Genomic DNA, 20,623 nt, shown 5'->3' with positions numbered 1-20,623 from the left:
TCTGAATTTGACAGAAAGGGGGGGCAAGATATGTTTACTATCGATAAGAATTTATCTGTAGAATTTAGAAAAAAGAGAGCTATTCTTTTTTTAACCAGAGAACACGTAAGTGAATTGCTAGAACTTTCACCGATAACTTTGAGAAAAATTGAAAAAGGAGAAGGCAAAATAAATTCTAAAACGTATCAAAAGGTAATGGAGTGGTTAATAACAGAAAATTAGCAAATTTTGGCGAGTTGGCTGATTGATGAATTAGAAAGGATAATAGAAATGAAAAACAATGAATTTACAATATCTATCAACGATGATAAAAACTTATTGTTACAGGTTTATGCTGAACAAATATTTAATTTAGTTGAAGGAAAGATTATAAATCAAAATGAGCAACAACCATTTTTAAAAGGAAAACAACTATGTGAGTTTCTAGGAATTTCTTGGGGAACTTTCTTAAAGTTGAAGAAACAGGGATTACCAACTATTGTTTTAAATACTGGAAGTAGTGGAATGGAATTATATTCGAAAGAATCAGTAATGAACTGGATTCTAGAACAAGAGGTAAGAGCATGATAAAAACACGAAAAAAAGATTTAGCTAATCATCTTGGCGGACGTAAGCTAAATCTCCTAAAGAATATACTAATAAAAGCATATCTTAATAATAGTATAACATATATTAGGAGTGTTCATTATGCCTTCTAATCGTTATAATCTTGAAGATTTTTGGGATGGAGAGAAATTTTATAGAGTACCAAAAGCTTTATTCAAAAACCCGATTTACAATGATATGAGTAATGAAGCTAAATTATACTATGCTATTTTTAGAGATCGTTTTGAATTAAGTTTAAAAAATAAATGGGTAGATAAAGATGGAAATATCTATTTTTATTTCTCTATTGAAACAATGAAAAAACTTTTTAATCGTAGTCATACTTATGTAATTAAAATAAAAAAAGAATTAAAAAAGTTTAACTTAATTGAGGAAGTAAGACAGGGTTTGAAAGAGCCAAATAGAATTTATCTGTTAAAGGTAAATGAAGTACCTGAAAATCTTGATAATGCTTTAATTCCATTCCATGGAATTCCACAGAATGGAATTCTAGATAGCCATAAAATGGAATCTAATGATACTGAGTATAGTGATACTGAGAAAATAATTAAAGATACAATTAAAGATACACAGAACGGTTTAGAGGATTCATTTCAAGAGTCATTTTTATCTTTTTATGATAGACAATTTTTAACAGAAAAAACGATACAACTACTTTTAAACTTTGGCGACACAATGATAACTAAAAAATTTTTAGATATTATATTTCAATCTAAGAAAAAAGTCGAGAATTACCAAAACAAAGAAAATAGAAGTGATACTGGTGTAGAATATCGTATTTACGGTGATATATGGTCTGAGCAGATAGAAAATCAAGTGAAAAAATTCTTATTTAAAATGAAAGAATATCAAACTAGGGATAAACCAATCGAAAAACTAGAAGGTTATTGGTTTAAAACCATGCAGAATTTTTGGGAAGCAGTTTTATTGATGGAAAAGCGTTATGGAGTAACATATTTAATTGAACAACAGCGACAAGACCTTTTAGAACTCGATACAGAGCTTATGGAATATTATAAGGGATTGATTATGAGCGGGGATAAAAATGCAAGAGAAGCACTTTTTAAAGCTGTTTATGGAGAATTAGAAGAATGAAGAATAAATATAATGAGCTTAGACTGCGTTCATTTGATAATAGGTTGTTAGATTATGTAGATGAATTAGTTAGAATTAAGAATTCAGGTAGAAAGCATAGTTTTTATAATCGAAAAGACATCATTGAAGAAATAATAAATAGAGATATTGAAACGAAGACAAGTCCATTTAACGAAAATACAAGATTAGAAATAGAAAAAGATTATCAGAAAATGGCAAAAAAAATAGATAGGCTTCAGGAAACAATAGATGATCTCTTAGAACAAAATACTGTACTTTTAGCAATCGAATTAAAGGAGCGTGGATTGTTAAGTGAGTAAAGAAAAATTTGTTAGTTCAAAACTTAAAGCAGATACTTACACAAGATTATTAGCTATTTCAAAAAAAGAAGAGAAAAGTACTTCTGAGTTAATAGATGAAATGATAGACAATCGTTTGTCAAAAGAACTACAAAATGATTTTAGTGAAGATGTTGAAAAACAAATTTATAAATTAAGAAAAAATATTTTAGAAGATATTGAAATTAACAGATCACTATATAAAATTCTGAAAGGATTTTAGGCATGAAAAGAAGAACAGTTGCATTTGTTAGTACTGATTATTCAGATGAAGAGTTTAATATTTTGATGAAACAAATTAAATTAAAGGCAAAATCTAAGGGCATATCAGCAACTAATTATATGTTAAAAGCCTTAAAGGATAGTTTAGAAGTTGAGGATAAAGAAGAAAAAAATAATCTGAAGTTAGAGTTAACAGATATCATGTATAAATTAAATTATATTATTGCGATGCATCATATTGCAGGGTTATCTACTCGTAGTTTAAATATTAATGAAAGAGTAGATAGTTATGAAATTTTTGAAGAATCTTATAATAAACTAAGTGGGATTAAATTTGCTAAATCATATGCTGAGAAAGTAACTCAAAGAGAGCAAAATTCAATTTTAGAAGAGCAATCTAAAAAGAGAGTGGGTACATTCTATGAAAAGAAAAAGGAAGTTACTCCACTTTCAGAATCAAGGTATGATTATAAAAAACTTTTAAGAGAATTAAATAGTTGAAGATCTATACAGATAAATGAGATAATGAAAAAAAGACTCCCAACATAGAATTTTGAGTTTATAAATTTAAAGTTAAAATTAGTATTTAATAAAGTGATTACACTTATTAGTTGAGTTAGAATTTGGAGGCGAAATGATGAAGAATAGAAAATTTAATATTTCAAATCGAGATATAAAAATTCAAAATTCAGTAAAATCTTCTGCTACTGATTTGTCTGTTGAAGTTGTGGAAGAACTTACTATCGAAAAAGTGTTTGAGGATTATAAAGGTGAACCTTTTCAAAGTAAATTAATTGAGTTTGAGCCAGTTGGTAATGAAAAATGGTAAGTAAAATTAATTAAAAAGAACAAGAGGATTTTTTTCATAATGAAGAGAGTCCTTTCGTTCTTTTTTTGTATTCTTAGGTAACATCCATCATAGTATATTTTTTCTTTTTAACCGGGAAGAATAATTAATCAATTCTATATTTCTTAGTTTTTTAGTACTATGAGTGAATTTTTTCGTGTTATTTATTATGAAATACCTAGATGCATTTAATCAGTAGTTCAAAGAGCATAAGAGAGATTGTCCACAATCTCTTAACACAAAGTCGTCTGTAGGCTGTGCCTACAGTGTTTTAAAGAGATTAAAATCATTCTGAAAAAAATAGTGATATAACACTTTTGTAACATCAATTTAGAGTGTAAAAAGTAATTATCTACCTTTTTGTTACACTTTTTTAGAGAAGTTATCTTTCTGTTACTTACTAAAAAAGAGATGTTACTAATTTGGTACTATCTTTTTGTAAACTATTTTGTAGTTATGCTGGGAGATATGCTCCTAAATATTAAAATACTGATATACTTTTAATAAACAGAAAGAGTGGAGGTTTTAGAAGGTGAGAAAGATGACAAGTGATGAATTAGATGAGTTATGGTTGTTAAGTGAAGTTCCGAAGTTTATTGAAAAATGTGACATAAAAAATATTAATCAAAATGAGTGGGATAAACGAGGAGAAGCAGCTAAAGAACAAGAGCAACATTTTAAGAAGATAGATGAAATATTTAAAGAAAAATTTGAAAATTTTATACAAAAAGATAAAAAAATAATCAGAAAATTTATTAACGATATGAGTTTTACAAATCACTCTCCTTTAAACATTAATAGATTTCTTATTGAAGAATATACGATAGGCTATCATCTTAAGATCACCTTTTTAGAGATATTGGAATGGTATAGAACAGAAGAAGGAGGAAAAGTTTTTTCTGCTTTGAATGTAGCTAATAATAATATTAAAACTAAGATTATAGAAGTGGATATGAAAAGGATAATTGCTACTAATAAAAATTTAAATGAGTATATAGAAGAAGTAATAAATAGTATGATAAATATGATAGGAATAGAATATGAATCTGCTGAATATATTTATGTTGTTCATAGGAATGATGGAATGGTAGTAGTTGTTGGTAAGTCATCATTTATTAAAAACGGAGACAAGATAGAGGAAGGTGGAGACCTATTTAGAGAGTTGAATACGAGTCGATTAGTAGGAACGGAAAAAATTATTTTAAGGACACTTTATGGAAATGACATAGATAGTATTTTAGCAAATTATTATAAGACAGCGTGGGTGATACCGATATCACCTGAACTATCAGAAGATGCTGCTCATTTTGAAAAAGATTTAGGAAATTATCTATTAGAAAAAGGTATACCTATACTAAATTGTTGTTCTCATAAGTGAGCAATAATAAAAGAACAACAGAAAATTTTCAATAATTTCTGTTGCTCTTTTTATTTATTTTAAGGAAGTTATTTTTTTATTAATGTCTTCTTCCCACCAATTTTTTACATCAGTATCAGAATTATATGCCTCTTCAAATAAATTGTATAATCTAGAATATGTAACTTTATTTTCCAGTATATAGTTTAGATTATTTATATCCAATGGAATAATTTTACTTCCTTCAGTCCATTCTTTGTTGTAATAGTAAGGCGTGATTTTTTGTTGTCTAAAGTGGACAATTGTATTAGTGTCAAGTTTATGTGTTAAGAACACACAATATGTATCAGTATTTTTATTTTTAATTTTGTATTCTCCAAGATGCCTACTTACAGGTTCCATTTCGGCACGCCTTTGGTTGCTGTCTTTAGTTAATGTAACTTCAATCATTAAATTATGATCTTTTATATCATCGAAATCTTCATATTTTATTAATAAATCAGCCTGTCCACCAGATGCGTGAGAAATAGGAAGATTATCTGCGTTCAACTCTAAGTTAAGTGATTCTAATGGCCGTATATTTTTTTCAGAAATATAGTACCAAGAAATTGCAGTGAGGTATTCAAATATTGTTGGGGTATCAGCATCTTTAATTTTACATAAACGTCTAATTTGATCAGCAGTATTTTTAGCTATAACTGTACTACTAGTGGAGTATTGATCTACTATTTTTTTAAATATTTTTACTAAATGAATTTCATCAAAGTTTGTTTCAATAAATTGTTCAAAAATATCATTTTGATAATTTATTAAAATGTCATTGATGTTTGTTTTGTTAACATCTGTTTGAAACTCTTCAGATAGACCAGCGTAAACTTTATCTAAATCAAGTTCAAGACTACTGTTATATAACTCTTCAAATAATTGAAACTCTTCAATGTCACTATTTAGTTTGTCATTTAAAATTTGCTTTATATTTTTTTTATTTAAAAGTAAAACGATTTTTAAAAATGGAGTAACTGTAATTTGATTTTGTTCAAATTTGATAACTCCAGTCATTGAAAACATTCTTTTATTGAGATCAAAATAATCAATTTCCAGTAAAGCTTTAGCTTTGATTAGATGAAAATTAGAAAAGAACCATTCTCTAAAATTTTTATCTGATCTTGATTTTATGTCAGGAATAAATGTATTTAAAAAATATGCATTTTTTTCTTTTGTTGTTGTAACATCTGAAAAAATTATTTTTTTCCATTTTTTTAGATTATCTGAACTATTTAATAATCGATTCATTACATCAAAGTTAGGTGACTGATTGTTTTTTTTAATTCCTAACAGTAATATATACAACTCTTTTAGTGGTTGGTTGTATGAATTACCTTTCCTATTTAAAAATATTTTATCTAGGTCTTTTATTTTAATTCGATTTTGAATAACAAAATCATTGTGTGCTTTTTTTAATTTATTATTTATCATCAATTTATTAAATATATATGAATCTTTATAAGCTGTTTTTTCTAATTCTGTTTCTAGACTTCTGTAATGGATAATAGTTTGTATTACATTCTCTATTTCTTCTAAATCTGAATCAGGTGCTAAAGTCATAACGAATGTGGTAAATTCATCAATGTTTACTCTATTGTCAACATTTATCAATATATACATACAAAATAGAAATTCCCTCTTTTTAAAAAGTTGTAAAAAGTAAAAATAAGAAAAAGGAGATAGATTAAAAACGTTTGTCATATCACGAGAATTGTTTGTAATATCTAATAAGACTGTTCCTGAATTAGTAACCTGTCTATCCATTGTACATAAACCAATTTGTTGCAATGAGGAAGTTATTGCACGGGCATCTTTATCTGTATACTTAGTGTGGTTGTTAATAATATTAAATTTTGTTAATTCAGACATAAATGTTGAATACAAAGTAGGCCATTTAGCTTTTGGTTTTAATTCTCTAGTATTGTTTAATGCTTGTAAAGCCAATTCCAATTTTGTTGATAGATTACTTTGTCGGAAGGTTGTCGTACCAATTGACCAAGCATATCTATTAGTAATTTTTTTCTTCATTTATTAACCTCCTTTTTAATAATTTAAATATATAATTTAATATTAACATAAAAAAAGTATAGTATTAAAAACGTTGAATATACATTATTTTTGTGCTATATTTACTTGTAAAGTAATCAAGATGCTTAGATGCATTTAGGGGAGATTTGAGTGCCGAAAACAACAAAACAGATAGAGGTAGAGTATGGGGTAAGTAGACAGACTCTACATAATTGGATAAATGAAGGTTTATTATTAAAACCTCAAAAAGATTTTAGAAATTGGTTCATTTGGAATACGGAAAATGAAAAGAATTTGGAAGAAATAATTAAACGTAAATCGAGTAAAAATAATATACCAAAGAATCAAGAAGTAAAATTAAAAATATCCAACAGAAGATACTTGGGATCAAAACAAAAACTACTTTATTTTATTGAGGAAGTAGTAGAGAACAATACTAAGGATATTGAGGTGGTTGCAGACGTATTTGGAGGTACAGGAATAGTATCAGAATTATTTAGAGCTAAAGGGAAAAGGATAATAGTAAATGACATTTTACATTCAAACTATATTTCCTACAATACTTGGTTTGGTAATCAAGACATAAATATGAAAAAAATAGAGAAAAAAATAGAATTTTTAAATAGCTTAAACCCAACAGAAGAAAACTATGTATCAGAAAATTTTGGCGATAAATATTTTTCAATGAAAAATGCTAGAAAAATAGGAGCAATCAGGGAAGAAATAGAAACATTTGAATTGAATAAAAGAGAAAAAGATTTTTTATTAACTTCACTTCTTTATGCAATGGATAAAGTTGCAAATACTGTTGGACATTATGATGCGTATAGAAAAAATATGGATAGTTTACAACCAATAAAATTATTAGTTCCTGAATTTAATATGAACTTCAATAATGAGGTATATTGTGAAGATGCTAATGAGTTAGTAAAAAAAATTAAGGCTGATTTAGTTTATATAGATACACCATATAATTCGAGACAGTACGGTGATGCATATCACTTGTTGGAAAATATTATGGACTGGCAGAAACCAAGTGTTGTTGGAGTTGCAAAAAAATGGTAGACAGATCACATATAAAGTCCGATTATTCTTTAAGGAAAGCACCTGAAGCATTTGATGATTTAATTAGTAATATCGACTCTAAATATATTCTGGTGTCGTATAATAACATGGCTAAAAAAGGTAATGCGCGTTCAAATGCAAAAATTTCTAATGAGGATATTTTAAAAACACTAAGAAAAAGAGGTAATGTTCAAGTGTTTGAAACGGACTTTCAGTATTTTACTACTGGGAAGACTAACCTCGAAAATCATAAAGAATTATTGTATCTATGTGAAATAAAAGGAGAAATAGAAATAAAGAAAACTGAATTTGTAAAGTCTCCAATAAATTATACAGGAGGGAAACATAAGTTATTACCTCAGATTATGCCTTTATTTCCAGCTAACATAAATACTTTTTATGATGTATTTGGTGGAGGAGCTAATGTAGGAATCAACGTAAACCAAGCGAATGCAATTATAATTAATGATATAGAGAATCATTTGATTGATTTATTTCAATATATTCAAGTTACTAAGTACCCATTATTACTGGAAGAAATAAATAGAGTAATTGATCAATACAATTTGTCTAACACTAAAAAATATGGATATGAGTATTATAAAGTTAATTCTTCAATTGGGTTAAAAAATATAAATAAAAACAACTATGAAATGTTAAGAAGAGATTTCAATGAAGGGAAGATAGATAGTGATTCAAGAGCACTTGTTTTCTATGTCTTATTAGTATATGGTTTTAATAATCAAATAAGATTTAATGGATCAGGATATTTTAATATGCCAACAGGTAAAAGAGATTTCAATAAAAACATGGAGAGTAAGCTCAAACAATTTAAAAATACATTAGATAGAATGAATATTAAATTCACAAATAAAGATTTTAGAAAAGTTCTATCAACTGTAACCAATGTAGATGATTTTGTATACTTAGATCCTCCATATCTGATATCAACAGCAAGTTACAATGAAAATAATGGTTGGAGTTATAAAGATGAGAAAGACCTGTTAGTTGCATTAGATGGATTAAATGATAGAGGTATTCGTTTTGCACTATCTAATGTAGTAGAGCATAAAGGTATAACTAACGATTTACTAATTGAGTGGTCAAAAAAATACAATGTGCATATACTTAATCATAATTATAATAATTCTAACTATCAATCTAAAGCTAAGAAAAATATAACTACAGAAGTGTTAATAACTAATTATTAAAATATAAAATTAAACCTTAGATTAATTCTAAGGTTTTTTATATTTCTCGCAATTATTGTCTATTAAATGTTAACTTGATACAATGGTGTAAATGTCATTTAGGAGGAATAGAATGATTTTTACAACAGATAGAGTTCAATTTAAAGATGAAAAATTCATAGTTTTTGAATTTTATGATATTGAAAAAGATGAAGAGTATAAAAGCTATATAAAAATGAAAATGGAGTATTTAAAAAATGTAGAACTATTTGATGTTTGCTATTTTATTGCCCATAAAAATAAATTTAAAAAATTTAGGGTAATAAAATACGATAATTTAACCAAAGAAAAGCAAGATACAAAAATGAATTTTAATGAATTTAAGAAATGGTTTTGTGAAATTAATGGAAGTAGTTCTCGTTCAAAACCTTTGACATCAGAAGGAGATAAATATGTTCAAAATATATTAAATAGAGTCAATGGCGAGTTTGATTTCAGAAATGATGATAATGGAATAGAGTTAACGAAAAAAACGTTATCAGGAAATGTTACGACTGGATTTGACTTTGATTTATTTGAAACAGAATCTAAAAGTATTATTGAATTTCTAAAAAGAGATTCTGAATATCTAGATAATAAAAAAGCTCATCCAGCACGTTATCCTTGGAATTATCAGAAATTTACTTCTTTGTGGAACGCTAGAAATAGAATTGATGGAGAGCTGTTTCTGGTAAATTATAGTAATGATGGAACAGATAAAGATAAGGAAATATCAGTAATAAAAGTAATAGATTATTCAACAGAAGATAAGAAAATAGTTTCAGATATAGGATATTTATTAAATGGCTTTGATGACTTAGTAAAATGGTTGAAATTATTAGAAAATAGTTCTGAAGAGGCTAAAGAGTATTTAGAAGAAAAGCCTAGACAAGTGAGAAATGAAAATTGGTGGGAAAATGTGTATAGCGATTTTGATAGTAATCGACACATGATTGGTGAGGAATATGAAGAGTACATATAAAGGAGAATGGAAATGAGGGTATCTGATAAATATCAAGTTTTTAATTTAATGAACACTAATGGGCGACGGAGCGATGTCATCAATGCATATACTATATATATGGAGATACTAAACGAGTTATATGAAGAATCAGGAGAATTAGATTTTGAAAGATACCCATATAGTTTGAAACAATTTGAATTTTATAAAAGGGCTATAGAGAGATCGCCAGAAGTGTTTAAACAACATCCTAAATTTGATAATTTTATAAAAGAGTTAAATAATAATGAAGAATTAGCTAGAGCATTTCAAGAAAGGGATATTGAAAAAATAGAAAATTTACCAAAAGGCGAATCACTGCTTAAAGTTTTGGATAATGGTATTGAAGACAGAGCTCGTCATTATACAAGCAACTTAGTAAAATTGGGTTTTGTTGATCAAAAGAGAGTGATTACACCAGTTGGTAAAACCTTTGTTGAAAATAGAAAGGTAACGAGAAGTGAGTTTGAAAATTTATTACCTATCGATGATACTAACTTAATTTTTTTAAGACAATTACTAAAACTAAGAGTTTATACTTCTGAAAAGACATTCTTTTACAATCCAATGTTGTTGTGTATATATATTTTACTCGAAGTGCCAAGAGTTAGCGAGAGTGATTTGAGAGGATTAGTTCAAATGATCAATCCATATATACCTGTGGATGTTGAAAAATTTATTACTGATTTTGAACAAACCTCTATGGAAGAAATTGAGTCTAGATATATTGATTTTAGTGAAGACGGAGAGTATAAAAATGTTAAGAATCAAATAGTTCCTATGGAAAAAACATATTTTGAAAAAATATTTAAAAATCGAAAATCAGGTAAGGTACCTGAGTATTATGACTTTTATGAATCGTTAGTTATATTCTTAGAAGATATGTCTTCCGAAAATTTAGATGATTTATATAAGGTATTCTATAGCGCTAAAGAAAAAATAAATAAAGCGTTTGGGTATGGAAAAGATGTATTAAATTTCTCAAACTATAAAAATTTGAATAAATTTATTGATGATAATAATGACTCTGTTTATTTTCAATCAAAAAATATTAATACTACTATTTATTCAGAGTTCAATGGTTCTAAAAGGCATGACACAATACAAGAGTATGGAGATACATTTACTCGGATAATTAAAGCTACAGGCATTGTAAGTTTTAAAAATGGAATAGCTCAATTAAAATATAAGGGATTGTGGGAAGCATTTTTTAAAGAAGTTGCACTTGAAGAAAATATTTTTATGAAAAGTAGTGTAGAAGAATATACAACCTATGAAGAAAATTTGTTATCTGATTTTTTCAAAAACATAAGTGTTGATGCTATCTTTGATATAACAAAGAATAATCAAGAAATAACAATACAAAATACAGTTGAAAAATTAGGTGTTTCTAGTAAAAAAGAAGTTAAAGAAAAACTTGTTAATATGGTGAATGATGAGTTTGAAAAATTTATTAAAGAAAAATATCCAAAAGAAAAAGTAATTGAAATTCTTTCCATGTTTTCAGATAGAACAAATGATAAGAAAATCAAAGAAGAGACAGAATCGTCGGCGTCGGTACCTACAATATTTGAATATATCACAGGAATAGCTTGGTATTATATAAGTGATCGAAAATATGATTTGTTTTCAAGTTTTAAGTTATCAATGAATGCTGATTTTATTCCTGAAACACATGCAGGTGGTGGTGATGGGGATATAATAGCAGTATATGAGGATGAAATTGTAATGTTAGAAGTAACTTTAATGAATAAGCAAGCACAAAAAAGAGGTGAATGGGAGCCAGTACTAAGACATGCCACTAATCTAACTATAGATGAATCACCAAAGCAAGTAACTACAATATTTGTAGCAGATGAACTTGATGCGAATACTATCAATATATGGAGAGCTGTTGCAACAGTACCTTTGATTTCATCTAGAGAAGTAGAAAATGAAGGAAAGTTTGCTGAAAATGTAAAGATAATGCCAATTAAAAATTTAGAGCTAGTTAATATTTTAGAGAACAATGTTAATGCAACAAGCATTATTAAAGAAATAGGTGATTCATTTGATAAGCTTGAAATGAATTTTGACCTTGGGTGGCGAGAGAATATTATGAGTCAATTGAGTTAGATAGCTTACTATTTTCTTAGACTTGGACGAAAAGGTAGACCTTGATCTCGAAGGCTTTGTTTTAAAAATATTGTAATAGCGGTAGTCATATCTAACTCTAAGTTGTTAAAAAGCTTTTCTACGTCTTGTTTTAATTTTTGATCGACTTCAACACAAATATAACTATTTTTATTTGAATTTGTCATAAGATACCTCGTTTATAATTAGATTATATTTAAGTATACTATAAAATTAATAGTAGTTAAAAATAGATGTTTTAAATATAGTATTGCTCAATCAGCCAACTCGCCAAGTTAAGGTAATGATTCGTGGTAATGAAGTTATATAAGTGTGTGTAATTCAATATAACTTTATTTTTGAAATTCACTAATTAAAGCTTGATATGTAACTATATTTATTTATGCGAAAATCTCTTTTGTTTAACCAGGTCTTAAAAAAGCTCGTAAAGCATCTCAATTTTCAAAACGTTAATCCTTATTATATCAAGGATTTCAAGACATCATCTATTTGGATGGTGTCTTTTTTTAGCTAAATTTCTTAAAAAATGGGTCTATTTTACAGACCCTTTTCTATATAAACTGTTTTCGAGACTTGGAAAAATCTGTTATTTTTAAATTTTATTTAATTCTAATGTTTACTATGTTTTTAGCAGTGTTAGGTAATGTGTCTGCATAAATTTGTTATACAATAATGGATTTTGGTTTTGGGACGTAAAACCATGGTATTTTATGTGTCTTACGTTGATTTAGCATGTATAGTAAGTCTTTAATAGGTGAACGGAGAATTTATTTTTGTTGAACTAAAAAAGAAACTAATTCGTATGAACTAGCTTCTTAGTTATCTAAATATAAAGCAAGTTTATTTGCTGTTTCTCGTTTTGCATGAGTTGTAACATGAGTGTAGATTTTTAAGGTTATATCACTATTAGCATGTCCTAATCTGTCTTGGACTTCTTTCAATGTTGCTCCTGCCTCGAATAACAATGAACAATGAGTATGCCGAAACCCATGAATTGTAATTTCTCTTATTTCTTTATTTTCTTTAACAACAGTTTTCATACATCTATTAAGGTAATCTGGGTCAAAAGGTTGGTCTTTTTCATTCTTCAGTGGGATATCTCTTGTAAATACTAAATGATTGTCCCTAACATTAATATAGCGTGACTGTTGTTTTTCTTTCCAAGTCATTAAAATATTATAAGTGGAAGGGTCGATGCTTATTACTCTATTGCTATTTTCATTTTTAGTGTCTGATACGTAAGCAATGCGTTTAATCATCGTCATTGATTTATTTACGATAATACTGTCAGCTCGTATATCAGACCATCTTAAAGCCATCAGTTCGCCTTTTCTCATTCCCGTAAAAGCCAATAATCGAAAAGCTGTAAACCACATATAATCATAATTTTGTTCTAATGTATCCAAAAATTTATTCAATTCATTCTTATCATAGTAATTTTCGGTATTATCACTTGTTAATTCGACAGTATTAACAATATTCATTCGAGATTTATTTATCTTTGGCATTGTACATAATCGCATAGGATTTTTTTGAATTAAATCTTTTTTTATTGCTAAATCAAGAATTTGTTGGGTGTAACCCTTTAAAGCTTTATATTTATAATACTCCTTTGCCCACTTATTGAGTATTTGCTGACAATATTCAGTAGTTATCTCATCAACATATTTTTTGCCAAAAAACGGCAATATTTTTAATCGAAATAAGTCAATTGTTCTATTGTATGTAACCAATCGGACAGAATCTTTATAATCGATTATCCATTCGTTATACATATCTTGGAATGAAATTTGAATGTATTTTTGTTCAGATTCTATTTTCCCTTCGATTTCTGCTAATTTTTCTAATGCTTGTTTTTTTGTTGAAAATCCAGACTTTTTAATATATTTTTGTTTTCCATTATAATCTAAGCCAAGGAAAATTCTGAATTTATAAGCAGTTTCTCCATTTTTCTTGATATATTTGTCTACTCTAGCCAATATAATCGCTCCAATTCTTCAGAAGTGTGCAGCGATTATACCTCGTTTCAGGAAGGATATCTAGAATGCTCTACAAATTTGCCCTCCTTTATTAATGATGCTATAAAGGTCCTTGTAATGGATACTTTTTACATTTCTATCCATCATAAACCCTATTCTATCAATACCTAAGATTGTCATTTAGTAAAGATGGATAGATTTATATTATGAAAGATAGAAAGTATCCATAAATTATTTATTATGGAGGGAGGAAAATGACACAAAAAATGATTAATGTAAAACCGATTAAGGATAAAGAAGTCTTGAACCAGTTTGCTTCAGAATTACTAAAAAATAAACATGGACAAAGAGATTACACAATATTTGTTTTTGGTATTTTTACAGGATTAAGAATATCAGATATATTGAATCTGAAAGTTGATGATGTGAAAGGGAAATTAAAAACTGATATTGTAGAGAAAAAAACAGGAAAAAAGAGAACACTTAATTTAATGCAATTGACCAATCAAATCATTAAATACCTAAACGAGGAACACGATGAAGAAAGCGAGTGGCTGTTCCCTAGTCCAAGAGATTCAAAAAAGCCTTTAGCTACCCATCAATATTATAAAATCATGCAAAAGACTGCTGAATCGCTCGATTTAGATTACATTGGGACGCATAGCTTGCGAAAAACATTTGGCTATACTTATTATAAGAAAACGAAAGATTTATCAAGCTTAATGAAGATTTTAAACCATAGTTCCCAAAGCGTGACTCTGCGGTATATCGGAATCGAAGAAGAGGAACTTCAATCTAGCCTAGATAATTTTAATCCGTTTCAATAATATCTAGAAGAACTATAAAAGTATCTAGGTAGTGATAATTTTATAGTAGGGTCATATTTATTAAGTCTGACTACTTGTAGTCAATAAAATTCTATGATACTATATAAGTAGTTAATAGAGGTTACAGAGCCTATCAAAACTGTTTTAATAGAGGTTACAAATCCTACCAAAATTGTTTTAATAGAGGTTACAGAGCCTACCAAAACTGTTTTAATAGTTAGACCTACATTTTGTAGGTCTATTTTTATAGGGAGATAAGAGTATGTTGGAATGGATAAAAGTTGATAAAAACTATTTAGATTTCTTGAGAGTAAAAGAACCGAGAATTCCAAATTCTGAATATTATGATGCAAGAGGGAGAAAACTACTAAAACCATTTTTTTCTCCATTATTTGAAATGAATGACTTAGTATATGTTACCCAAGTATCTCATCCACAACAAAGACATTTAAGATTGCGTAATAGTGCTGATTTTATAAAGGTTTTTAAACCAGACAATGAAAAAACTGGTGGTATAGGAGACTTCTATGCTGTTGTTAATTTAAATTATATGTTTCCAGTTCCTAAAGAACTAATTGAAAAGATAGATAATTCTAAAATGGATACGTATAGAGATTTTGATAGTGAGATTGAAAAATCTAGATATATAGATTTATTAAATAAGCAAATAGAAAAAATTAGAGAATTAAGAATTGAAGAAATGGCAATAAAATTATATAAGCGGAAATACCAATTTCCTGAAGATAGAGTATCTACTAGATGCCTTGATTATAAAGATTTAGAAATAATAGCAAAGAATTATTCGGAAAATAATAGTGTTGAAAATTAAGAAGCACAATCAACTAAGACTGTGCTTATTTTTTTGCTTTCTTTTTAGCTATTGTATTATATTGTTTTCTATTTTCACTGCTTTTTGTATAGAGTGCTTCTAATGCCTTATATTTTTCTTTGTCATTTGAAAAAGTCAGTTGTTTAGAAGATTTAAAATAATTAGCTAAATAATAAATAAATTCAAATAGGCTATCAACTTTATATAAAATCCATTGGCGTTGTTCATTTTTACTATAGAAAAAATGAATAGGTTACACTTAGTTGAACAAAAAAGATAAGGTGTCTATACTTAATAAAAAACAGATTAGGAGCTTATCTCATGACAACTAACAGAAAACCGAGACGGACCTTTAAAGAATCATTTAAGAAACAAATGGTGGAACTCCATAAATCAGGAAAACCTAGAAAAGATATTTTAAGAGAATATGATCTAACGCCATCAACTTTTGACAAATGGGTCAAACAGTACAATCAGTCAGGATCATTCAAAGAGAAAGATAATTTGACGCCAGAAGAAAAAGAGTTGCGTGAATTACGTAAACTAAATAAAGAATTGATGATGGAGAATGATATTTTAAAGCAAGCAGCGCTGATATTCGGACGAAAGTAGAAGTTGTTAGAAAAAATAAAAAGAAGTACAGTGTATCAGCGATGTGTCGAAAATTAGAAATTTCTCGTGGGGCTTATTACTATGAAGTTAAAAGAAAAAAATCAGAAGCTATTGTTGAAAAAGCAGTCATTGAGTCCTTCGCAAATAGCCGTAACTCCTACGGAGCAAGAAGAATTAAAGATGATTTAAACGATCAAGAATTAATTGTTTCAAGAAGAAGGATACGACGAATCATGAATAAGTTCAATTTCATTTCAAGCTACACAACACTGAAATTTAAGCCACAGGCAACGAGTAAAAATGAACAGAAAATCGCTAATGTTTTATCACGTCAATTTGATAGAATGCAACCTATGGAAGCTTTAGTGACAGATTTAACCTATGTTAAAGTAGGTCAAAAGTGGCATTATGTCTGCTTTATTCTTGATTTATTCAATCGAGAAATAGTTGGCTATTCTAGTGGTCCTAACAAATCTGTGGACCTTGTGTTACAGGCAATCGGAACGATTGAACAGCCATTAGATGATGTTGAAATTTTTCATACAGACCGAGGAAAAGAATTTGATAATCAAAGTATTGATGAATTATTAGCTGCGTTTCAGATACAGCGTTCTTTATCACGCCCTGGTTGTCCCTATGATAACGCCGTGGCAGAAGCAACTTATCGAGCATTTAAGATTGAGTTTATTTATCAACAATCTTTTGAATCATTGTTCGAACTGCAATATGAGTTAATGGATTATGTCAATTGGTGGAACAAGTTTAGAAAACATGGCAAGCTTGGGTATCAATCTCCGATTAATTACCGTTTAGATTGGGAGTTGAAACAGGCTATTTAGCGGGACATAATATAACTATCAAAAGAAAATAAAGACCTTATAATTTTTGTACAGAAAAGTGTTGCCAATTCACATCATAATAAGAAGCTGTCGAGTAAATCACTTGTGCCTTTACTTTTCTATTATTATTCAGAAAACACCACGAAAACTCTTATAATAAAGGAATAAGCAAAATTAAAAACACTCTATAAATTTGTAAATCTAATAGGAATTGCTATAATTTACACTATAATAAAATAACAAAAATCAGGTAATTTTTTATGACAAATGGAACAAGTCAAGGGCTATTTATAGTGGTTGCAATTATAATTTTCGGTATTTTCGTTTTCATTAGCTATTTACTATTTAGAGACACTTTAAAACCTAGTCTATCAACTATTTATTGTGACGCATTTGAACAAGTCAATGAACAGACAGAGATATCTGAAATTGACACCGATAATTGCATTGATGAAAAGTTCACAAACAGTTTAGATAAACATTCCAATTTTGAATTTATACTTGATATAAACACATCAAGTAGTAGCTCTAGAGAGCTGTCAAGAATAACAAAAGAGACTATAAATGATATTGTCGAATTCAATATAACTTCTCCTGATATTCTTTCTCAAATAGATAACGATGGATATCTTTCTAGAGTAACAGGAAGCTCTTTTGATGGTTTAGCGTTTACTTTGACTAAATTTACTACTAAACAAAAATACTTAGATGCTGGATTTCCAACAAGCTATTCTGACAGACAATATAAGGTGTCTTTTTCAAGTAATTTTACAAAAAGTAGATATAGCTGGGGGGTTGCAGATATTCAAGGGAGAGTTTTTTATAATCCCCAGACAGCAAATCCTTTTAAAATCAAAGTAAATGAATTTACTTTTACTTTTGAAAACAAATTCGGAGGTAAATCAACTTTTAAATTTAAAATAAAACCTATTGCCAATATTTAAAAAGAAAACCAATAGAAAAATTCTGTTGGTTTTCTTTTTGTAAACTATTTTAGAGACAACGTTCAAATTTCCATATCATTTTTTCTGATGGTATAATTTAATTATAAAGTCAGTTGAAAATGGATAGTTACGAGATGGATAATTACGAGAAATTTCTCTGTTTTTTCTCTTAAATTTCTACCCCTACATTATCCCTACACTTGCATCTTTCGTACCCTACATAGCCCCTACAGCAACCCTACATAATGTACTTTTTTAATATTGTAAACGAGAACTTTTCGAGAACTTTCATGCGAACTTTTTTAAAACTCGGTCATTTTTGATAAAATTTTAGAAATTTTGAATGGAAACCTCCGTGAATTTTTCAAAACAGCAGCTACCTGAAAATTTTTATAAAATTTGAAAGAGGGATTCCCTGCTATGTAAGGGTCATAGAATTGGAGTATTTCAACCTTTCTTGACTATGTAAAAATGGATACTTTTGAGAATGGAAATTACTGAAAAAATATGTAAAAAAATTATTGGAGGGAGTGAATTTGAAAAAATATATTGTAAACAAAAGAGCAATTGATAGTGATGAATTATTACACTTAATTATAGCATCTAATGGGATTTATGAATCCACCCTAGAGAAACTACTACAATGCAACAGAATTAGCTTAGAAGCTCGTTTAAACACGTTAGAAAAGCATAAATGGATTTGTAAAAAGAAGTTATCTAAGCACTTCTACTATGCTAAAAAGTTTGATTTAGATAATTTAAAACATTTTGACTTACAAGCTGATGCCTTACAAAAAATGTTAGCACTGGGATTTAGAACCAATAAAATATCAATAAGTAATCACCCAAAACAAGTGACGGCTTCATTTCATAGTGCTGTAAAGAAAATATATACGCATAAAAATTTTAGCCAAAAACCCCAAGCTTTTCAATTGTTTAATCAATGCTTATCTAACGAAAACAAAGAATTATTTTCAAAATTTATAAACCATCAACATGTTGAATTACCTATTCAATTTTCTAGTATTTATGATAAAAATCAACCAATTCATACGCATTCTTTAGATGCTTTAGATGTTATTGCAATTCCTACTAAACAACAACTACCTATTATTAGAGAAAAATTGAAAGATTTCAATATGTATCGAGTGAAGAATAATACAGAATTTATTCGGGATGATATCTTAATCTATATTCAAAGCGAGGATTGCTTTTTTGAATTGGCAACACTTTTCTGTACAAAAATTATAAGGTCTTTATTTTCTTTTGATAGTTATATTATGTCCCGCTAAATAGCCTGTTTCAACTCCCAATCTAAACGGTAATTAATCGGAGATTGATACCCAAGCTTGCCATGTTTTCTAAACTTGTTCCACCAATTGACATAATCCATTAACTCATATTGCAGTTCGAACAATGATTCAAAAGATTGTTGATAAATAAACTCAATCTTAAATGCTCGATAAGTTGCTTCTGCCACGGCGTTATCATAGGGACAACCAGGGCGTGATAAAGAACGCTGTATCTGAAACGCAGCTAATAATTCATCAATACTTTGATTATCAAATTCTTTTCCTCGGTCTGTATGAAAAATTTCAACATCATCTAATGGCTGTTCAATCGTTCCGATTGCCTGTAACACAAGGTCCACAGATTTGTTAGGACCACTAGAATAGCCAACTATTTCTCGATTGAATAAATCAAGAATAAAGCAGACATAATGCCACTTTTGACCTACTTTAACATAGGTTAAATCTGTCACTAAAGCTTCCATAGGTTGCATTCTATCAAATTGACGTGATAAAACATTAGCGATTTTCTGTTCATTTTTACTCGTTGCCTGTGGCTTAAATTTCAGTGTTGTGTAGCTTGAAATGAAATTGAACTTATTCATGATTCGTCGTATCCTTCTTCTTGAAACAATTAATTCTTGATCGTTTAAATCATCTTTAATTCTTCTTGCTCCGTAGGAGTTACGGCTATTTGCGAAGGACTCAATGACTGCTTTTTCAACAATAGCTTCTGATTTTTTTCTTTTAACTTCATAGTAATAAGCCCCACGAGAAATTTCTAATTTTCGACACATCGCTGATACACTGTACTTCTTTTTATTTTTTCTAACAACTTCTACTTTCGTCCGAATATCAGCGCTGCTTGCTTTAAAATATCATTCTCCATCATCAATTCTTTATTTAGTTTACGTAATTCACGCAACTCTTTTTCTTCTGGCGTCAAATTATCTTTCTCTTTGAATGATCCTGACTGATTGTACTGTTTGACCCATTTGTCAAAAGTTGATGGCGTTAGATCATATTCTCTTAAAATATCTTTTCTAGGTTTTCCTGATTTATGGAGTTCCACCATTTGTTTCTTAAATGATTCTTTAAAGGTCCGTCTCGGTTTTCTGTTAGTTGTCATGAGATAAGCTCCTAATCTGTTTTTTATTAAGTATAGACACCTTATCTTTTTTGTTCAACTAAGTGTAACCTATTCAATGTAATAATATAAGTACCTTGACAACAACCATCTTAAATAACCTCTATATTTAAATGAGTTTCAAATATCCTAACATGCTTTCAATGTTAGGATATTTTTTTAGTTAAACACATTATTTTAAAATAAACTGAA

Annotated in this window: 21 protein-coding genes and 1 pseudogene; 17 read left to right on the top strand and 5 right to left on the bottom strand. The window is 28.4% G+C overall.

The features are described from left to right. Positions 1-30 precede the first annotated feature (30 nt). The 8 genes from BW732_RS05890 (at position 31) to BW732_RS11605 (ending at position 4,486) form a co-directional block, all read left to right on the top strand. Positions 31-222: a helix-turn-helix domain-containing protein gene (locus BW732_RS05890; protein WP_077275904.1), complete on the top strand. Its 192-nt coding sequence runs from the start codon at positions 31-33 to the stop codon at positions 220-222. Between the two features lie 48 nt (positions 223-270). Continuing rightward, positions 271-567 (top strand): hypothetical protein, encoded by a 297-nt coding sequence (locus BW732_RS05885; RefSeq protein ID WP_077275903.1) that lies wholly within the window; start codon positions 271-273, stop codon positions 565-567. 120 nt (positions 568-687) lie between these two features. After that, a complete protein-coding gene (locus BW732_RS05880) occupies positions 688-1,701 on the top strand; it encodes a replication initiator protein A (protein ID WP_077275902.1) in 1,014 nt (337 codons plus the stop codon). Continuing rightward, a complete protein-coding gene (locus BW732_RS05875; protein WP_077275901.1) occupies positions 1,698-2,021 on the top strand; it encodes a hypothetical protein in 324 nt (107 codons plus the stop codon). Before BW732_RS05880 ends, BW732_RS05875 begins: the two co-directional genes overlap by 4 nt. Continuing rightward, positions 2,014-2,262: a hypothetical protein gene (locus BW732_RS05870; RefSeq protein ID WP_077275900.1), complete on the top strand. Its 249-nt coding sequence runs from the start codon at positions 2,014-2,016 to the stop codon at positions 2,260-2,262. Before BW732_RS05875 ends, BW732_RS05870 begins: the two co-directional genes overlap by 8 nt. Positions 2,263-2,264: 2 nt before the next feature. Then, the gene (locus tag BW732_RS05865; RefSeq protein WP_077275899.1) at positions 2,265-2,762 is read left to right on the top strand and encodes a hypothetical protein; all 498 of its coding nucleotides are present in this window, start codon (positions 2,265-2,267) and stop codon (positions 2,760-2,762) included. A 133-nt stretch (positions 2,763-2,895) separates the two neighbouring features. Further along, positions 2,896-3,090: a hypothetical protein gene (locus BW732_RS05860; RefSeq protein WP_152023779.1), complete on the top strand. Its 195-nt coding sequence runs from the start codon at positions 2,896-2,898 to the stop codon at positions 3,088-3,090. Between the two features lie 550 nt (positions 3,091-3,640). Then, on the top strand, positions 3,641-4,486 hold the full coding sequence (locus BW732_RS11605) for a hypothetical protein (protein ID WP_228414916.1): 846 nt from the start codon (positions 3,641-3,643) through the stop codon (positions 4,484-4,486). Between the two features lie 54 nt (positions 4,487-4,540). Here BW732_RS11605 and BW732_RS05850 read toward each other — a convergent pair whose 3' ends face one another. Then, on the bottom strand, positions 4,541-6,538 hold the full coding sequence (locus tag BW732_RS05850) for an AlwI family type II restriction endonuclease (RefSeq protein ID WP_077275897.1): 1,998 nt from the start codon (positions 6,536-6,538) through the stop codon (positions 4,541-4,543). A 150-nt stretch (positions 6,539-6,688) separates the two neighbouring features. Between BW732_RS05850 and BW732_RS11600 the strand changes: the two genes are divergently transcribed. The 4 genes from BW732_RS11600 (at position 6,689) to BW732_RS05835 (ending at position 11,947) form a co-directional block, all read left to right on the top strand. Beyond that, a complete protein-coding gene (locus BW732_RS11600; protein WP_228414915.1) occupies positions 6,689-7,603 on the top strand; it encodes a DNA adenine methylase in 915 nt (304 codons plus the stop codon). Continuing rightward, on the top strand, positions 7,597-8,814 hold the full coding sequence (locus tag BW732_RS11595; RefSeq protein WP_228414914.1) for a Dam family site-specific DNA-(adenine-N6)-methyltransferase: 1,218 nt from the start codon (positions 7,597-7,599) through the stop codon (positions 8,812-8,814). Before BW732_RS11600 ends, BW732_RS11595 begins: the two co-directional genes overlap by 7 nt. 112 nt (positions 8,815-8,926) lie before the next feature. Continuing rightward, positions 8,927-9,814, top strand: a complete 888-nt coding sequence (locus BW732_RS05840) for a hypothetical protein (RefSeq protein ID WP_077275896.1) — start codon at positions 8,927-8,929, stop codon at positions 9,812-9,814. Between the two features lie 12 nt (positions 9,815-9,826). Further along, positions 9,827-11,947: an AlwI family type II restriction endonuclease gene (locus BW732_RS05835; RefSeq protein ID WP_161485528.1), complete on the top strand. Its 2,121-nt coding sequence runs from the start codon at positions 9,827-9,829 to the stop codon at positions 11,945-11,947. A gap of 8 nt (positions 11,948-11,955) precedes the next feature. Here BW732_RS05835 and BW732_RS05830 read toward each other — a convergent pair whose 3' ends face one another. Both BW732_RS05830 and BW732_RS05825 read right to left on the bottom strand, forming a co-directional pair. Further along, entirely contained in the window at positions 11,956-12,132 is a 177-nt protein-coding gene (locus BW732_RS05830; protein WP_077275894.1) for a type II toxin-antitoxin system RelB/DinJ family antitoxin, read from the bottom strand. Positions 12,133-12,780: 648 nt separating this feature from the next. After that, positions 12,781-13,944: a site-specific integrase gene (locus BW732_RS05825; RefSeq protein ID WP_077275893.1), complete on the bottom strand. Its 1,164-nt coding sequence runs from the start codon at positions 13,942-13,944 to the stop codon at positions 12,781-12,783. 254 nt (positions 13,945-14,198) lie between these two features. Between BW732_RS05825 and BW732_RS05820 the strand changes: the two genes are divergently transcribed. Together BW732_RS05820 and BW732_RS05815 are read left to right on the top strand one after the other, a co-directional pair. Next, on the top strand, positions 14,199-14,771 hold the full coding sequence (locus BW732_RS05820) for a site-specific integrase (RefSeq protein WP_053108531.1): 573 nt from the start codon (positions 14,199-14,201) through the stop codon (positions 14,769-14,771). Positions 14,772-15,033: 262 nt separating this feature from the next. Continuing rightward, positions 15,034-15,600: a type III toxin-antitoxin system ToxN/AbiQ family toxin gene (locus tag BW732_RS05815; RefSeq protein ID WP_053108533.1), complete on the top strand. Its 567-nt coding sequence runs from the start codon at positions 15,034-15,036 to the stop codon at positions 15,598-15,600. A gap of 9 nt (positions 15,601-15,609) precedes the next feature. Here the strand turns inward: BW732_RS05815 and BW732_RS11590 are convergent. Beyond that, positions 15,610-15,844 (bottom strand): annotated as a pseudogene (locus tag BW732_RS11590) (hypothetical protein); the annotation flags it as partial. A gap of 77 nt (positions 15,845-15,921) precedes the next feature. Here BW732_RS11590 and BW732_RS05805 point away from each other — a divergent pair. The 3 genes from BW732_RS05805 to BW732_RS05795 all read left to right on the top strand — a co-directional run bounded on the left by BW732_RS05805 (position 15,922) and on the right by BW732_RS05795 (position 19,287). After that, a protein-coding gene (locus tag BW732_RS05805) for an IS3 family transposase (protein WP_152023778.1) occupies positions 15,922-17,051 on the top strand; the annotation gives its coding sequence in 2 pieces (ribosomal slippage) (positions 15,922-16,210 and positions 16,210-17,051; 1,131 coding nt in all). Between the two features lie 260 nt (positions 17,052-17,311). Next, positions 17,312-17,995 (top strand): hypothetical protein, encoded by a 684-nt coding sequence (locus tag BW732_RS05800; RefSeq protein ID WP_077275892.1) that lies wholly within the window; start codon positions 17,312-17,314, stop codon positions 17,993-17,995. A gap of 536 nt (positions 17,996-18,531) precedes the next feature. Beyond that, a complete protein-coding gene (locus BW732_RS05795; RefSeq protein ID WP_228414913.1) occupies positions 18,532-19,287 on the top strand; it encodes a hypothetical protein in 756 nt (251 codons plus the stop codon). On the opposite strand, the gene BW732_RS05790 is transcribed toward BW732_RS05795, so the two are convergent. Further along, positions 19,284-20,413, bottom strand: a protein-coding gene (locus BW732_RS05790) for an IS3 family transposase (RefSeq protein WP_152023778.1) whose coding sequence is annotated in 2 segments (ribosomal slippage) — positions 19,284-20,125 and positions 20,125-20,413 — 1,131 coding nt in all. Because the reading frame shifts where the segments join, the coding sequence is not laid out codon by codon here. The two genes, BW732_RS05795 and BW732_RS05790, sit on opposite strands and share 4 nt — an antisense overlap. Positions 20,414-20,623: the final 210 nt, after the last annotated feature.

This window comes from Vagococcus penaei (assembly GCF_001998885.1).
Lineage (GTDB): Bacteria > Bacillota > Bacilli > Lactobacillales > Vagococcaceae > Vagococcus > Vagococcus penaei.
Note: the sequence above shows the minus strand (reverse complement) of the source record. Positions and strands in the feature narration are given on the sequence as shown.